Origin of the sequence: Mesorhizobium caraganae, assembly GCF_016836705.1 — a bacterium.
GTDB classification, from domain to species: domain Bacteria; phylum Pseudomonadota; class Alphaproteobacteria; order Rhizobiales; family Rhizobiaceae; genus Mesorhizobium; species Mesorhizobium caraganae.
The window spans coordinates 1,011,896-1,025,698 of the sequence record NZ_JAFCGY010000001.1; the positions used below are offsets into that span (position 1 = coordinate 1,011,896).

Genomic DNA, 13,803 nt, shown 5'->3' on the forward strand with positions numbered 1-13,803 from the left:
TTAGCGCCTATATCTAACCAATATCAGAGGCGCGATTCGGGGCCGATTTTTCGCGCTGCACAAGCGGCATCTAGACAACAGGTTTTCATGAGCGACCAGACCGAGAACACCAACGGCGTCGAAGCCGAATACGGCGCCGATTCCATCAAGGTTTTGAAGGGGTTGGACGCTGTCCGCAAGCGGCCGGGCATGTATATCGGCGACACCGATGACGGCTCGGGCCTGCATCACATGGTCTATGAGGTGGTCGACAACGCCATCGACGAGGCGCTGGCCGGCCATGCCGACCTGGTGACGGTGACGCTCAATCCCGACGGTTCGGTCACCGTTATCGACAATGGCCGCGGCATTCCGACCGATATCCACACGGGCGAAGGCATTTCGGCGGCCGAAGTGATCATGACGCAGCTGCATGCCGGCGGCAAATTCGACCAGAATTCCTACAAGGTGTCGGGCGGCCTGCATGGCGTCGGCGTTTCGGTGGTCAATGCGCTGTCGGCCTGGCTGAAGCTGAAAATCCGCCGCAATGGCCAGATTTTCGAAATGAGCTTCACGCACGGCAATTCCGACGCGCCGCTCAAGGCCACCGGCACTTACGAGCAGAACAAGCAGCCCGGCACCTATGAAGGCCGCAGCGGCTCCGAAATCACCTTCTTCCCGTCGTCCGAGACCTTCACCATGGTCGAGTTCGATTTCGGCACGCTGGAGCACCGGCTGCGCGAACTCGCCTTCCTGAATTCCGGCGTGCGCATCATTTTGACCGATGCCCGCCATGCCGATCTCGTGCGCCATGAGCTGCACTATGATGGCGGGCTGGAAGAGTTCGTCAAATATCTCGACCGAGTCAAGAAACCGCTGATCGACAAGCCGATCGCCATCAAGGCCGAGCGCGACGGTATCACCGTCGAAGTGGCGATGTGGTGGAACGACAGCTACCACGAGAATGTGCTTGCCTTCACCAACAACATCCCGCAGCGCGATGGCGGCACCCATCTCGCCGGCTTTCGTGGCGCGCTGACGCGCCAGATCACCGGCTATGGCGAGTCCTCGGGTCTGACCAAGAAGGAAAAGGTGGCGCTGATCGGCGACGATTGCCGCGAAGGCCTGACGGCGGTCCTGTCGGTCAAGGTTCCTGACCCGAAATTCTCCTCGCAGACCAAGGACAAGCTCGTTTCTTCAGAAGTCCGTCCGGTGGTCGAAGGCCTGGTCAACGAGGCGCTTGGCACCTGGCTCGAAGAACACCCGACCGAAGGCAAGGTGGTCATCGACAAGGTGATCCAGGCGGCCGCGGCGCGCGAAGCCGCGCGCAAGGCGCGCGACATTACCCGCAAGAGTTCGCTCGGCGTCACCTCGCTGCCCGGCAAGCTCGCCGATTGCCAGGAACGCGACCCGGCGAAATCCGAAATCTTCATCGTCGAGGGTGACTCGGCCGGCGGCTCGGCCAAGGGCGGCCGTTCGCGCCAGAACCAGGCGATCCTGCCTTTGCGCGGCAAGATCCTCAATGTCGAGCGCGCCCGCTTCGACCGCATGCTCGGCTCCGAGATGATCGGCACGCTGATCACCGCGCTCGGCACCTCGATTGGCAAGGACGAGTTCAACGCCGACAAACTGCGCTACCACAAGATCATCCTGATGACCGACGCCGACGTCGACGGCGCCCATATCAGGACCTTGCTGCTCACCTTCTTCTTCCGGCAGATGCCGGAGCTGATCGAGCGCGGCCATCTCTACATCGCCCAGCCGCCGCTCTACAAAGTGACACGCGGAAAAAGTTCGCAATACATCAAGGACGAAAGCGCTTTCGAGGAGTTCCTGATCGGCTCCGGGCTGGAGGAGGCGTCGCTGACACTCGCCTCCGGCGAGGCGCGGGCCGGACAGGATCTGCGCGGTTCCATCGACGACGCGCTGGCGGTGCGCCAGCTGATCAACGGGCTGCACACGCGCTACAACAGGGGCGTGGTCGAGCAGGCGGCGATTGCCGGGGCGCTCAATGCCGATGTGCTCAACGATCTTGGCCGCGCCAATGCCATGGCCGAACGCGTCGCCCAGCGTCTCGACATCATCGCCGAGGACACCGAGCGCGGCTGGACCGGCCGCCTGTCGACCTCCAATGAAGGCGTCGGCGGCTATGTCTTCGAGCGCACGGTGCGCAGCGTCAAGGAATTCGCGCAGATCGATGCCGGGCTGATCAATTCGGCCGACGCACGCCAGCTCGACCGCTATGCGCCCCGCCTCACCGAGGTCTATGGTGAGCCGCCGGTGCTGCGCCGCAAGGATGTCTCCGAAACCATTTCGGGGCCGCTGGCGCTGCTCAACGCGGTGTTTGCGACCGGCCGCAAGGGCCTGACCATGCAGCGCTACAAGGGCCTCGGCGAGATGAACGCCGAGCAGCTGTGGGAAACCACGCTCGACCCGAATGTGCGCTCGCTGCTGCAGGTCAAGGTCAATGACGCGACCGATGCTGACAGCTTGTTTTCGCGGCTGATGGGCGACGAGGTCGAACCGCGGCGCGAATTCATCCAGGACAACGCGCTGTCGGTAGCCAATCTGGATATTTGAGGACGGGCCTCGCTATCGCTTCGCCCTAGGATGACGACTTTGGTGAGGCTTCCGCCAATCTCCACCGATGAACCGCTCTCGACACCGCCGCTCAGCCTGGTTCCAGTTTGCGGCCGAGGTCGACGGCGTCGCGCAGCACTTGCAAATGCGAGCGCGGCGCGGCGCCTGCTGGCGGGGCGACCTCGCCGCCGGTTGCCGTCGATGACCAATAGAGCGTGTGGGTGAAGACGCGGCCGAGCGAGCTGTGCAGTTCGACCTGGGTATTCTCGACGCCGGGGCCGAAATTTTCCGTCATCGGTCCCGAAATCGGATCGCCTGTCGCCCAGCCATTGCCGCGATCGAAGACGTTGGTCCAGCGCGTTGCTGCAAACACCGCGCCATGATGCACCGCGCGCTGCGCCTTGCCTGCGGGACTGTGTCCTTCCTGATAAAGCACGGTGCCGCCGGCCTGCCCGCCATCGGCAATCGGCGGGCACGCCGAGAACAGTCGCTCGGCGAGGCCGCGCCTGAATTCAGCGAGATTGTAGGTCACCAGGAATTCGCTGTGGGAGAGCGGGCTGCCAAGGGTGACGAAATCGCTGATCTTCCACGGCAACGGATGGTCGGCATCCTTGGCCCGCAGTTGCTGGTAGAGCGCCCACTGCCGGCGCCGAAATCCAGCGAAGTCGTTGACGGCAGCAGGCCAAGTCGAACCATCGGAACCAAGCGTTGCCTTGTCGACGGCCTCGACCGCTTCCAGTTTGGCCTTGTCGCGGACGGCTTCCAGTTTTCGCGGCCGGAACTCGGCCCACAAGATCTGCAGCAGATCATAGGCGATAATCGACCCCAGGCTGTGCGAGACCAGCACAATGCGGTCGTAGCTGTCGTCCTTCGTGAGCGTCCTGAGCAGCGTCAGGCCGCGGTCGCGGATCAGCGCCCGCTTCTCGATCGTTGCCGCCTCGGCGCGCACATAGGCGGCGACGTCGCCGAAATAGGGCAGGGCGAACTGGTCGACCGCCCAGATGATGAAAGAGGCGAGAGCGGTGATCACAAGGCCGGTAGCCACGGACACAGCCTGCTGCCAGACCGACGTCGCCAGCACCAGTGCCGCGCCGAGAATGAGGATGACGATCAAAAGCGTGGCGACATAGAGCTTGCGGGCGTCAGGCGGAATATCGGCGGGCTTGCGCCACAACAGGTTCGTCACCCAGGCGGCCAGCCGTCCGCGCGTCGTGCCTTGCGTGATGTCGGCCCAATAGAGTTCGTAGAAATCGGTGCGGCGGCCATCGACATCGTAGGGCGTGGTGATGCGGCGCAGCTCATGCGACCTGGTCCGGCTGTCGGGCGTGATCCAGCTCTGGTTGATCGTGGCGCTGGGATTGTCGGGATCAGGGATCTGGGCGTAAGGCGGAGCACGGGTGGGATCGCTGCTCCAGACCGCGTGGACAAAGCCGCGCAGCGTATCCATCGGCCGCTGCTCACCCATGCCATGCACGATCACCACCGCCTGGCTGGGCTTGTGCGGCGCTTTTTTGAAAACCGGCGATGCGACAGCTTTGGGCACCAACGTCTCCGTTGACGGCAATCCCGTCGACTGGACGGGATTGTTTCCATGCTACCCCCCGATGCTTCCCCGAGCCAACAATACACTGCAGCCGATGCGGAACTCCGTGAACCAATCCACAGTTTTGCAGTCTTGGCGCGTGCCAACGCGCCAAATAGTTCCATTCCCGGCAACCAAAATCATTTCATTGCCCGCCGGAACGGAAGTCGCCGCAAGACATTGTCAAACCATCGATCACGATTTCTCAAGGAGGCTTTCATGGGACGCGGTATTTTGCTCTGGTTGCTCGGTATTCCGATCCCGATCATCATTCTCATCATGCTGTTCGTACGGTAGGAGGCGTCGATGCAGCCCACCGTATCGGCCATCGACCTATCCGCTTCAGAAGAATCATCCGCAACAGCTGTCAGCTGGGGACCGATCATCGCCGGCGCCTTCGCGGCCTCTTCGCTGACCTTCATCCTCATGCTGCTCGGCTCGGGGCTGGGGCTGACCATGGTCTCGCCATGGTCCGGCTCCGGCGCCTCGCTGACTACCTTCGCGGTGTCCGGAGCGATCTGGCTCATCATCGTGCAATGGCTGTCCTCCGGTGTCGGCGGCTATCTTGCCGGACGCCTGCGGACCAAATGGGTCGGCGTTCACACCGACGAGGTCTATTTCCGCGACACCGCACATGGCTTCCTTGCCTGGGCGCTGGCGACGCTGCTGGTCGTCGGCGTGCTCGGTTCGGCGCTTTCTGCTGTGATCGGGTCAGGTGTGCAGGCGGCTTCGACAGTGGCATCAGGCGCCGCCATGGGTGCATCGGCTGGCGCGTCCGCCAATGCCGGCCCCGCATCGGCCGACAATGCGACGTCCTATCTCGTGGATTCGCTGTTCCGGCCCGCCGATGCCACCAAGCTGGCGGCCGCCAATCCGGACAGCGACGCCGCAGCGGTCGGACAGGCCTCGCGCATCCTGATCGCCAGTGCGGCGGCAGGCGAGATTTCGGCTGACGACAAGAACTATCTGTCGCAGTTGGTCGCCGCCCGCACCGGTCTCTCGGAGGCCGACGCCAAGGCGCGTGTCGATGCACTGGTGGCCAAGGTCGAGGACGCCAAGGTCAAGGCAAAGCAGGCCGCCGACACCGCCAGGAAAGGCAGCGCCACCTTCGCTCTGCTTGGCGCCCTGTCGCTGGTCATCGGCGCCTTCATCGCCAGTGCTGCCGCAGCGCTGGGCGGCAGGCAACGCGACGAGGAGGAAGCGGTTTTTATCGCCAACCGCTGAAGCAGCTACGCCACTGAAGGCAAAAGCCCGGCCGCACCAAGGCCGGGCTTTTTTGTTCCTCTGAATCCGGCTGGATCAGTGATCCATCGCCTTGACGATTTCCTCGGTCATCTTCTTGGCGTCGCCGAGCAGCATCATGGTGCCGTCCTTGTAGAACAGCGTGTTGTCGATGCCGGCATAGCCGGAGCCGAGCGAGCGCTTGACGAACAGGCAGGTTCGCGCCTTGTCGACGTCGAGGATCGGCATGCCGTAGATAGGGCTGCTCTTGTCGTCACGGGCCGACGGATTGGTGACGTCGTTGGCGCCGATGACATAGGCGACATCGGCCTGCGCGAACTCGGAATTGATGTCCTCGAGCTCGAACACCTCGTCATAGGGCACGTTGGCTTCGGCAAGCAGCACGTTCATGTGGCCGGGCATACGGCCGGCGACCGGGTGGATGGCGTATCTCACGTCGACGCCATTGGCCTTCAGCTTGTCGGCCATTTCGCGCAGCGCATGCTGCGCCTGGGCGACCGCCATGCCGTAGCCCGGCACGATGATGACCTTCTGCGCGTTCATCATCAAATAGGCGGCGTCATCGGCCGAGCCCTGCTTGACCGTGCGCTCGATGCCGTCATCGGTCGCTGCCGCGGTCTCGCCGCCGAAGCCGCCGAGGATGACCGAGATGAAGCTCCGATTCATGCCTTTGCACATGATGTAGGACAGAATCGCGCCGGACGAGCCGACCAGCGCGCCGGTGATGATCAGCGCCAGATTGCCGAGGGTGAAACCAAGCGCGGCGGCTGCCCAGCCGGAATAGGAATTCAGCATCGAGACGACGACCGGCATGTCGGCGCCGCCGATCGGGATGATGAGCAGCACGCCGAGCAACAGCGACGCGGCGACGATCAGCCAGAACACCAGCTTGGCCTCGGTGGCGACCAGAAGCACGATCAGCACGATCAGCGCGACGCCGAGGACGGCGTTGATGATGTGACGGCCGCCGATCATGATCGGCTTGCCCGACATGCGGCCGTCGAGCTTGAGGAAGGCAATGACCGAACCGGTGAAGGTGATGGCGCCGATGGCAACGCCAAGGCTCATCTCGATCAGGGCCTGGGCGTGGATGTCGCCATTGGTGCCGATGCCAAAGCTTTCCGGTGCGTAGATGGCGGCAGCGGCCACCATGACGGCGGCGAGGCCGACCAGCGAGTGGAAAGCGGCGACCAGCTGCGGCATCGAGGTCATGGCGATGCGGCGCGCGGTGATGGCGCCAACGCCGCCGCCGATGGCCAGACCAAGCACGATCAGGCCGAAGCCGCTGGCCGAAGGCACGGCCAGAGCCAGCGTGGTGGCAATGGCGATGCCCATGCCGATCATGCCGTACAGATTGCCCTGGCGGCTGGTGGTCGGATGCGACAGGCCGCGCAGCGCCATGATGAACAGGACGCCGGAGACCAGATAGAGGAAGGACGCGAAGTTGGCGTTCATGGCGCTCTACTTGTCCTTCTTCTTGTACATCGCCAGCATGCGCTGGGTGACCAGGAAGCCGCCGAAGATGTTGACCGAGACCAGCATCAGCGCGACGAAGCCGAAGCCGGTGGCAATGCCCGAGGCCGAGATGCCGACGGCCAGCAGCGAGCCGACGACGATGACCGAGGAGATGGCGTTGGTGACGGCCATCAGCGGCGTGTGCAGTGCCGGGGTCACCGACCAGACAACGTAATAGCCGACGAAGATCGCCAGCACGAAGATGGCGAAGCGGAAGACGAAGGGATCGATGGCGCCACCCGACAGGGCGTGCGCGGCATCACCCGCCGCTTCGGCACCGCCGGGGGCATTGGCCAGATTCTGCACCGCGAGCCGGACGGCGGCACTTGCCTGATCAAGCTGGTCGAGGGCTTTCTGCAAGGTCTGATCCATCACGCGATCCCCTTCGGCTTGGCGGCTTTTTTCGGCGCGGCCTTCTTTGGCGCGGCGTCGGCAACCATGGTTGTCGCCGGAATGGCCGCTGGCTCGACATGCGGCTTTTCCGCCACCTTGGCGAAGGCCGGATGCACGACTTTGCCGCCGTCGGTCAGCATCGTCGCCTTGACCAGGTCATCGTCGCGGTTGATGGCGAGTGTCTTCGTTGTCTTGTCGACCAGTGTTTCGAGGAAGGCGAACAGGTTCTTGGCGTAAAGCAGCGAGGCCGATGCAGCGACGCGGCCGGGCACATTGAGGTGTCCGATGATCTTCACATTGTTGGCAGTGGTCACCACTTGACCTGGGATCGCGCCTTCAACATTGCCGCCCCGCTCGACGGCGAGGTCGACGATCACCGAGCCCGGCTTCATCGAGACGACCATCGCTGCCGATACCAGTTTCGGCGCCGGACGGCCGGGGATCAGCGCCGTGGTGATGACGATGTCCTGCTTGGCGATGTGCTCGGCGGTGAGCGCCGCCTGCTTGGCCTGATATTCCTTCGACATTTCCTTGGCGTAGCCGCCGGCGGTCTCGGCCGCCTTGAACTCCTCGTCCTCGACGGCGAGGAACTTTGCGCCGAGCGATGCCACCTGTTCCTTGGCGGCTGGTCGAACGTCGGTGGCGGTGACGACGGCGCCGAGGCGGCGCGCGGTGGCGATCGCCTGCAGGCCGGCGACGCCGACGCCCATGATGAAGATCTTCGCCGCCGGCACAGTGCCCGCCGCCGTCATCATCATCGGCAGCGCCCGGTCATATTCCGATGCGCCGTCGATCACCGCCTGGTAGCCGGCAAGGTTGGCTTGGCTCGACAACACGTCCATCGACTGGGCGCGGGTGATGCGCGGCATGAATTCCATCGAGAAGGCGGTGACGCCGGCCTTGGCCAGCGCCGCTACAGCGGCATCATTGCCGTAGGGATCCATGATGGCGATGACCGCCGCACCCGATTTGTAGCCCTTCAGCTCGGCATCCGTCGGCCGGCGCACCTTCAGCACCACATCGGCTTTGCCGGCATCCGCAGCCTTGCCGATCGCGGCACCTGCCTTGGCAAATTCCTCGTCGGGAATGCGCGACCTGGTGCCGGCGCCGGTCTCGACGATCACGTCCAACCCCAACGCCGCAAGTCGCTTCACCGTATCGGGCGAAGCAGCAACACGCGGCTCGTTGGCGTCGAGTTCACGAGGGATGAAAACCGTCTGCCCCACCGCATGATCCTTTCGGCTGGAACCTGTTTGCGCAACATGGCGGCCGGAGTCCGGCAGCCTTCCGGCAAAGGGTCTGAAAGTCTATCGGAGAATGAAGGCGCCGATGGCCAGGATCAGCGCGAACAAGATGACCGCCGAGAAGAAGCCGCCCGCGAAGAAGCCGAAAGCCATGGCCAGGAGCAGGGCGCCGCAAAATAGCGAACCGTATTTGGCCAGCGCCAGAAAGCCGTGATAGGTGCGGTCGTGCTCCGCATAATCCATCTTCGCGCCCAGTTCGACAGGACCGGTCGGCGTGTGATCAGCCATAGGAATACCCCTTCGAAGACATCTTTGAGGCACATAGCGAAAAGCCGGGCCAAGAGCAATGGCGCTATTGCCGCACGACCAGCGACAACAGCCTCAAAGGAATGTTTAAATCGGCGGGCACGGCTGCGCTGAAAGCTGCGTTTCCCGCGGTCTCAGGCGATCTCGCAATGGCGTCGAAGTTGGACCGATGGATTTCGCGTTCCTGGCGACAGGATGCGCGCCTATTATTGCTGGAATACCCCGCCGAACGGTGACGCGTCATGATTTCGCCGACACGAATATTTGACTGGAATGGCACCGGCATCGCATGGGGCACGACCGGCTCGGGTCCACCCGTCGTGCTGGTCCACGGAACGCCGTTTTCCTCGCATGTCTGGCACCGGGTCGCTCCCGAACTGGCCCGTGACCACACGCTCTATTTCTACGATCTTCCGGGCTACGGGCGCTCAGAGCAACGGTCGGGCCAAGATGTCTCCCTGGGCATTCAGAACAAGGCGCTGGCGGCAATGCTAACCTTTTGGAGGCTCGAGCGGCCGAACGTCATTGCTCATGATTTCGGCGGCGCCACGGCCTTGCGCGCGCACCTGATCGACGGTTGCGACTATGAGCGGCTGCTGCTGGTCGACCCGGTTGCCGTGCGTCCTTGGGGCTCGCCCTTTGTCCAGCATGTCCGGCAACATGAGGCCGCTTTTGCGGGGACGCCGGATTACATCCAGGCGGCGATCTTGAAGGCCTATATTTCGGGTGCAGCCTACAGGCCACTATCGGATAGCGAGCTTGAGCCCTACATCGCGCCTTGGATGGGACCTGTCGGCCAGCCGGCCTTCTATCGCCAGATCGCCCAGATGGACCAATGCTTCACCGACGAGGTCGAACAGCGCTACCGAGGATTTCGCTGCCCGGTGTCGCTTCTGTGGGGACAGGAGGACCACTGGATATCGCCGGACAGTGGCAAGACGCTCGCCGCCCTGCTGCCGGATTGCGCCCTCACACTTGTTCCTGACTCTGGCCATCTCATGCAGGAAGACGCCCCGGAAACGATAGTGGCTGCGGCGCTTCGCTTTTTCGCCGGCTGACGTTCCTCTCAGCCGGCCAGATGCGGGAACAGGCCGAGCAGTCCGACGACGATCAGATAAAGGGCGACGATGTAGTTGAGGAGCCGCGGCATCACCAGGATCAGCACGCCGGCGATCAGCGAGATCAGCGGGGTGAGCGTAAGCGTGGAGATTGTCATGTCGGTATGCTTTCCCGTGAACAATTCGGAGGAACCGCCTTTAAGGCAGGGCTACGGCAGCACCAGGGACGCGCCGCCGCCGCCACAAGCAATAACGACGAAGCCACCGGAAAGGTTCATCGCGCGAGAATGAAATCCGTTCAGGCGGCGTCGCGGTAATATTTCGCTGTTGGCAGAATGGACAAAGGTGTCAGCCGGTTGATAGCCGGATTGCCAAACATCAGCCTTTGCTCCGTCGCTGTCGATCTGAAGAACGGCAACCGGTCGAGTATCCGTTGAACATTCTCTTGATTGCCGGGAATTTCGAACAATGCGAGCGGAGGGAGAACGCCCGGAAACACCTTGCCCGCAGTCCTCTGCGTGGCGCTGAAGAAGCGGGCATAAAATGCGGAATGCTCCAACTTAATCGGGATAAACATCGCGGTCTGGCGAAAATAACAGTAGGCCGCCATGCAAATCCTGAGCGTCAGGAAAGGCAGCACTCCGGGCGCCGGCGCGCTGTCGGGATCTGTCGCGAAGCGGGTTCCGTCGATGAAGGTTTCCCCGCGGGCAAGCCGGGGAAGCAATATTTCGGGATAAGCGTCGACCGAAGGCGAGGATGGCTGGTCACTGGAAATATAGTGGAGGCGCACTGTACTGACCAATTCGCCGTAGCAGTAGACACCGAACCGATAGGAATTGGGCAGATTGTCCCATCGATCCTCGAACATGCCGCTGGTGATCGGGCCGCACATACCTGAGCGCAGATAGGACTTATAGCGGAGTCGGTAGATCGCCTCCAGATCTTCGCCCCCGGTAATGAGACGATATTCGACATGATCCAGCAATTGCATCATGGATCGGTTGAGCGCCGAGTCGATCCTCGCGCTGGCCTCAACCGACGCACTCTTCTTCGCAGTATCCATTGCCAGTCCTCGAATTCCGCCTGGAAGTTAGGCTATTCGAGTTGAAATGAGACACAAGCTGAAAATTCAACATTGCTTATTTACTGCTTGTTAACCTTAACGACCGGGGTCGTTCACCGATCTTGGACACGAAAAAGCAAATGGCGCAGCCGGTGGTTGCCTGATCCGGTCTGGCGGCGGTTATCGAAATTATTCTGAAGTCAGATCTTGAAAGCGCCAAGACGTAGCGGGTTTGGACGACGCCTGAGCGGTCATCATTTTATCAAGTGAACAATTGCTCTGTGTTTTTAAATGCAATTTCAGGTGGAGAACCGCTCACACTTTTCCTGGAATTGCTTTGCTCAGACGCGATTCCGGACGGAAAACCGCTTCACATTTTTCCTGGAATTGCTTTTAGCTGGCTGTCCGTTTGCCGGCGATATGCAGGTCAGCGGCAAACGGCCATGTGACGGTCGACATCGTCTCGATGCCCGATGCGCTGAGCGCGGCGCCGAACAGGAAGCCCTGCAAGAAGTCCGGCTTGACCAAATGGACCAGCGTCTTCAGCTGCTCGAAGGTCTCGACCCCTTCGATGGTGACCGAAAGGCCCAATGTCCGGGACAGGCCGACGATGCCCTTCAGAAGGTCGAGCGACTGCCGATTCTGGTTCACATCGACCAGGAAAGAGCGGTCGATCTTGATCTTGTCGAGCGGCAGCTTGTGCAGATAGCTCAGACTGGAGTAGCCGGTCCCGAAATCGTCAAGCGCGATGCGCGCGCCGAGAGCCTTCAATTCCTCGATCGTCTCGCGTGTCAGCGACTTGTCGTCGAGCAGGGCGGTCTCGGTGACCTCGATTTCGAGCCGGCGCGCCGCAAGGCCCGACTTGGCCAAGGCATCCCTGACCTTCTCGACGATATCGCGATTGCGGAAATCCTTGGCCGAAAGGTTGACCGACACGCTGGTCTGGGCCGGCCATTTGGCGCATTCGGCGCACGCGGCTTCCAGCACGAAAGTGCTTATGTCGGAAACGATACCCATCTCCTCGGCCAGGGGGATGAAGACACTGGGTGAGATCGGGCCGAGATCGGGGTGGTCCCAACGGCAGAGCGCCTCGCAGCTGGCGATGCGCATGGTGTTTACAGCCACGATCGGCTGATAGACGACGCGTAATTCCCTGGCCTGCACGGCGTTGCGCAGATCGGCCTTCATCAGCTGGCGATTGCGGAAGGCGGCGTCCATGGCCGCCTCGAACAGCCTCCAGCTGTTCTTGCCGAGCTCCTTGGCCTTGTAGAGGGCAAGGTCGGCCTTGACGATCATGGCATCAACGTCGGTGTCCTTGACCTTGGACAGCACCGCACCGCCGCTGGCCTGGATGCGCAAGCCGTGGCCGGCGACGTCCACCTCACCCTGCAGGTCCGCGAATATATGGTCGAGGAGGGTATTGAGATGGCTCTCGTCCTCGACACAGTCGAAGAAGATCATGAACTCGTCGCCACCGAAGCGGCTGACATTGACACCTTGCCCGGCGACGGCCGCCAGGCGTTCGGCAACGGCGTAGATCAGCCCATCGCCAACCGGATGGCCGAGCGTGTCGTTGACACTCTTGAAATCGTCGAGATCAATCACCGCCAGCGCGCAGAGGCGGTCGCGGCTGCCCGACGCCATGGCTTCGCCGACCAGCTCATGGAAATAGGCGCGGTTTGGCAGGCCGGTAAGGCTGTCGTAGCGCGCCATGAAGCGGATCTTTTCCTCCGCCTCGACGCGGGCCGTCACGTCCTCGAAGGTGATGACGCCCAGTTCCTGGCTGCCTTCACGGGCGGAGAATTCGTAATGCTGGCCGTTGGCGAGCGAGACCAGTACCTTGCGGTCGCGGCCTTCGCGCAGGGCGCGCGTCAGTTGCGCCTCGATGTAGCGGCAGTCCTTCGGGGCCAGCATGCCGCCGGCAACGCCGCGCAGCAGCAGGGAATGGATCGACCGGCCGAGCAGCTGGTCCGGTGAGCGCAGCGACATCAAATGTGCTGCCTCGGCGTTGGCGACGACCACCTTCCCGTTCGAGTCGAGCATGACAAGGCCATGCGACATCGTATTTAGCGCCCGATCGAACCTTTGCGCCAACTCCTTCGCCTGCCTGTGACCGATGACCGCCGAGAACAGAACGTTGCGGACATGGTCGGCGCTGCTGATGGTGACGATTGTCGTCGGAATGATCATCAGCCCGAGGACGAAGTCGGGGACGTCCATGCGCAGGAAGAGCGCAAGTGCTGCTGGCCCAATGAGGGTCACGGAAAAAATCTGCACCATGCGCCTGGATCCGTAGCTTCGGCCGACAACCGTGAGCAGGGTGGTCAATGCCAACGACACAGCCGCCAGTTCGGCGAAGTCATCGGGACGCAGGTAGATCGACACGAAACACAACGACCCCAACGCGAGGCCCTGCGCACTGCCTTTGAGAATGTAACCGCGTTCCCACGCCTCTGCCTTTTCGACAGTGGGTATAGGGCTGCCTGCCCTGTTGAAGCTGCGGATGCTGAAGTAACGCCAAAGGCTGATCGACAACAGAAGGAAGGCGAAGCCAAGATACAGCGGATCGTGCGTCCGCAGGTAGATCATCAATCCGAGGATCCAGTAGCATACGCCGCCGACCACCAGCATGTAGGCGTTGTCGGACAACGCCCGCACAAACTGGATATAAACATCCGCCGGGATGTCTTCGGTCTTTGCTCTGTCCATACCGTTGGCCCAACGCTAAGCCTTGTCATGCCACACCCGCCTTAAGAAAGGCTTAGAACGGGGCTTTGGCCTGTTTGCCGAGGGCGGGCAAATGCAGTACAGATTGGGAAATCAAGCTTCAGGTAAACAAGG

Annotated in this window: 12 protein-coding genes; 4 read left to right on the forward strand and 8 right to left on the reverse strand. The window is 62.1% G+C overall.

The features are described 5' to 3' along the window. The first annotated feature begins 87 nt into the window (after positions 1-87). Positions 88-2,559 carry a DNA topoisomerase (ATP-hydrolyzing) subunit B gene (gyrB, locus tag JQK88_RS05040; RefSeq protein ID WP_203277653.1) on the forward strand — a complete coding sequence of 824 codons (2,472 nt, stop codon included), beginning with the start codon at positions 88-90 and terminating at the stop codon, positions 2,557-2,559. A gap of 91 nt (positions 2,560-2,650) precedes the next feature. Here gyrB and JQK88_RS05045 read toward each other — a convergent pair whose 3' ends face one another. Continuing rightward, positions 2,651-4,102: a hypothetical protein gene (locus tag JQK88_RS05045; protein WP_203277654.1), complete on the reverse strand. Its 1,452-nt coding sequence runs from the start codon at positions 4,100-4,102 to the stop codon at positions 2,651-2,653. Positions 4,103-4,150: 48 nt separating this feature from the next. Here JQK88_RS05045 and JQK88_RS05050 point away from each other — a divergent pair, with 48 nt between their 5' ends. Together JQK88_RS05050 and JQK88_RS05055 are read left to right on the forward strand one after the other, a co-directional pair. Further along, positions 4,151-4,438 (forward strand): hypothetical protein, encoded by a 288-nt coding sequence (locus tag JQK88_RS05050; RefSeq protein ID WP_203277969.1) that lies wholly within the window; start codon positions 4,151-4,153, stop codon positions 4,436-4,438. Positions 4,439-4,447: 9 nt separating this feature from the next. Beyond that, positions 4,448-5,365 carry a hypothetical protein gene (locus JQK88_RS05055; RefSeq protein WP_203277655.1) on the forward strand — a complete coding sequence of 306 codons (918 nt, stop codon included), beginning with the start codon at positions 4,448-4,450 and terminating at the stop codon, positions 5,363-5,365. 75 nt (positions 5,366-5,440) lie between these two features. On the opposite strand, the gene JQK88_RS05060 is transcribed toward JQK88_RS05055, so the two are convergent. The 4 genes from JQK88_RS05060 to JQK88_RS05075 all read right to left on the reverse strand — a co-directional run bounded on the left by JQK88_RS05060 (position 5,441) and on the right by JQK88_RS05075 (position 8,823). After that, positions 5,441-6,838 carry an NAD(P)(+) transhydrogenase (Re/Si-specific) subunit beta gene (locus tag JQK88_RS05060; RefSeq protein ID WP_192255096.1) on the reverse strand — a complete coding sequence of 466 codons (1,398 nt, stop codon included), beginning with the start codon at positions 6,836-6,838 and terminating at the stop codon, positions 5,441-5,443. A gap of 6 nt (positions 6,839-6,844) precedes the next feature. Beyond that, positions 6,845-7,270 carry a proton-translocating transhydrogenase family protein gene (locus tag JQK88_RS05065; protein WP_210328238.1) on the reverse strand — a complete coding sequence of 142 codons (426 nt, stop codon included), beginning with the start codon at positions 7,268-7,270 and terminating at the stop codon, positions 6,845-6,847. After that, positions 7,270-8,517, reverse strand: coding sequence for a Re/Si-specific NAD(P)(+) transhydrogenase subunit alpha (locus tag JQK88_RS05070; RefSeq protein WP_203277656.1), 1,248 nt, complete (start codon positions 8,515-8,517; stop codon positions 7,270-7,272). Before JQK88_RS05070 ends, JQK88_RS05065 begins: the two co-directional genes overlap by 1 nt. An 81-nt stretch (positions 8,518-8,598) precedes the next feature. Next, positions 8,599-8,823: an aa3-type cytochrome c oxidase subunit IV gene (locus JQK88_RS05075; RefSeq protein ID WP_192255090.1), complete on the reverse strand. Its 225-nt coding sequence runs from the start codon at positions 8,821-8,823 to the stop codon at positions 8,599-8,601. A gap of 260 nt (positions 8,824-9,083) precedes the next feature. Here JQK88_RS05075 and JQK88_RS05080 point away from each other — a divergent pair, with 260 nt between their 5' ends. Then, a complete protein-coding gene (locus JQK88_RS05080) occupies positions 9,084-9,899 on the forward strand; it encodes an alpha/beta fold hydrolase (RefSeq protein WP_203277657.1) in 816 nt (271 codons plus the stop codon). An 8-nt stretch (positions 9,900-9,907) separates the two neighbouring features. Here JQK88_RS05080 and JQK88_RS05085 read toward each other — a convergent pair whose 3' ends face one another. From JQK88_RS05085 to JQK88_RS05095, 3 genes are all read right to left on the reverse strand, one after another. After that, entirely contained in the window at positions 9,908-10,057 is a 150-nt protein-coding gene (locus JQK88_RS05085; protein ID WP_112563742.1) for a DUF3096 domain-containing protein, read from the reverse strand. A 140-nt stretch (positions 10,058-10,197) separates the two neighbouring features. Then, complete coding sequence (locus tag JQK88_RS05090; RefSeq protein ID WP_192255086.1) at positions 10,198-10,962, reverse strand: N-acyl amino acid synthase FeeM domain-containing protein; 765 nt, start codon at positions 10,960-10,962, stop codon at positions 10,198-10,200. A 393-nt stretch (positions 10,963-11,355) separates the two neighbouring features. After that, positions 11,356-13,671, reverse strand: coding sequence for a putative bifunctional diguanylate cyclase/phosphodiesterase (locus JQK88_RS05095; protein ID WP_192255084.1), 2,316 nt, complete (start codon positions 13,669-13,671; stop codon positions 11,356-11,358). Positions 13,672-13,803: the final 132 nt, after the last annotated feature.

Bases quoted from the DNA above. Each gene is read 5' to 3' on its own strand.
- JQK88_RS05050 (WP_203277969.1), top strand. From the start codon at position 4,151: ATGCTACCCCCCGATGCTTCCCCGAGCCAACAATACACTGCAGCCGAT.
- JQK88_RS05095 (WP_192255084.1), bottom strand. From the start codon at position 13,671: ATGGACAGAGCAAAGACCGAAGACATCCCGGCGGATGTTTATATCCAG.
- JQK88_RS05055 (WP_203277655.1), top strand. From the start codon at position 4,448: ATGCAGCCCACCGTATCGGCCATCGACCTATCCGCTTCAGAAGAATCA.
- JQK88_RS05060 (WP_192255096.1), bottom strand. From the start codon at position 6,838: ATGAACGCCAACTTCGCGTCCTTCCTCTATCTGGTCTCCGGCGTCCTG.
- JQK88_RS05090 (WP_192255086.1), bottom strand. From the start codon at position 10,962: ATGGATACTGCGAAGAAGAGTGCGTCGGTTGAGGCCAGCGCGAGGATC.
- gyrB (WP_203277653.1), top strand. From the start codon at position 88: ATGAGCGACCAGACCGAGAACACCAACGGCGTCGAAGCCGAATACGGC.
- JQK88_RS05085 (WP_112563742.1), bottom strand. From the start codon at position 10,057: ATGACAATCTCCACGCTTACGCTCACCCCGCTGATCTCGCTGATCGCC.
- JQK88_RS05080 (WP_203277657.1), top strand. From the start codon at position 9,084: ATGATTTCGCCGACACGAATATTTGACTGGAATGGCACCGGCATCGCA.
- JQK88_RS05075 (WP_192255090.1), bottom strand. From the start codon at position 8,823: ATGGCTGATCACACGCCGACCGGTCCTGTCGAACTGGGCGCGAAGATG.
- JQK88_RS05065 (WP_210328238.1), bottom strand. From the start codon at position 7,270: ATGGATCAGACCTTGCAGAAAGCCCTCGACCAGCTTGATCAGGCAAGT.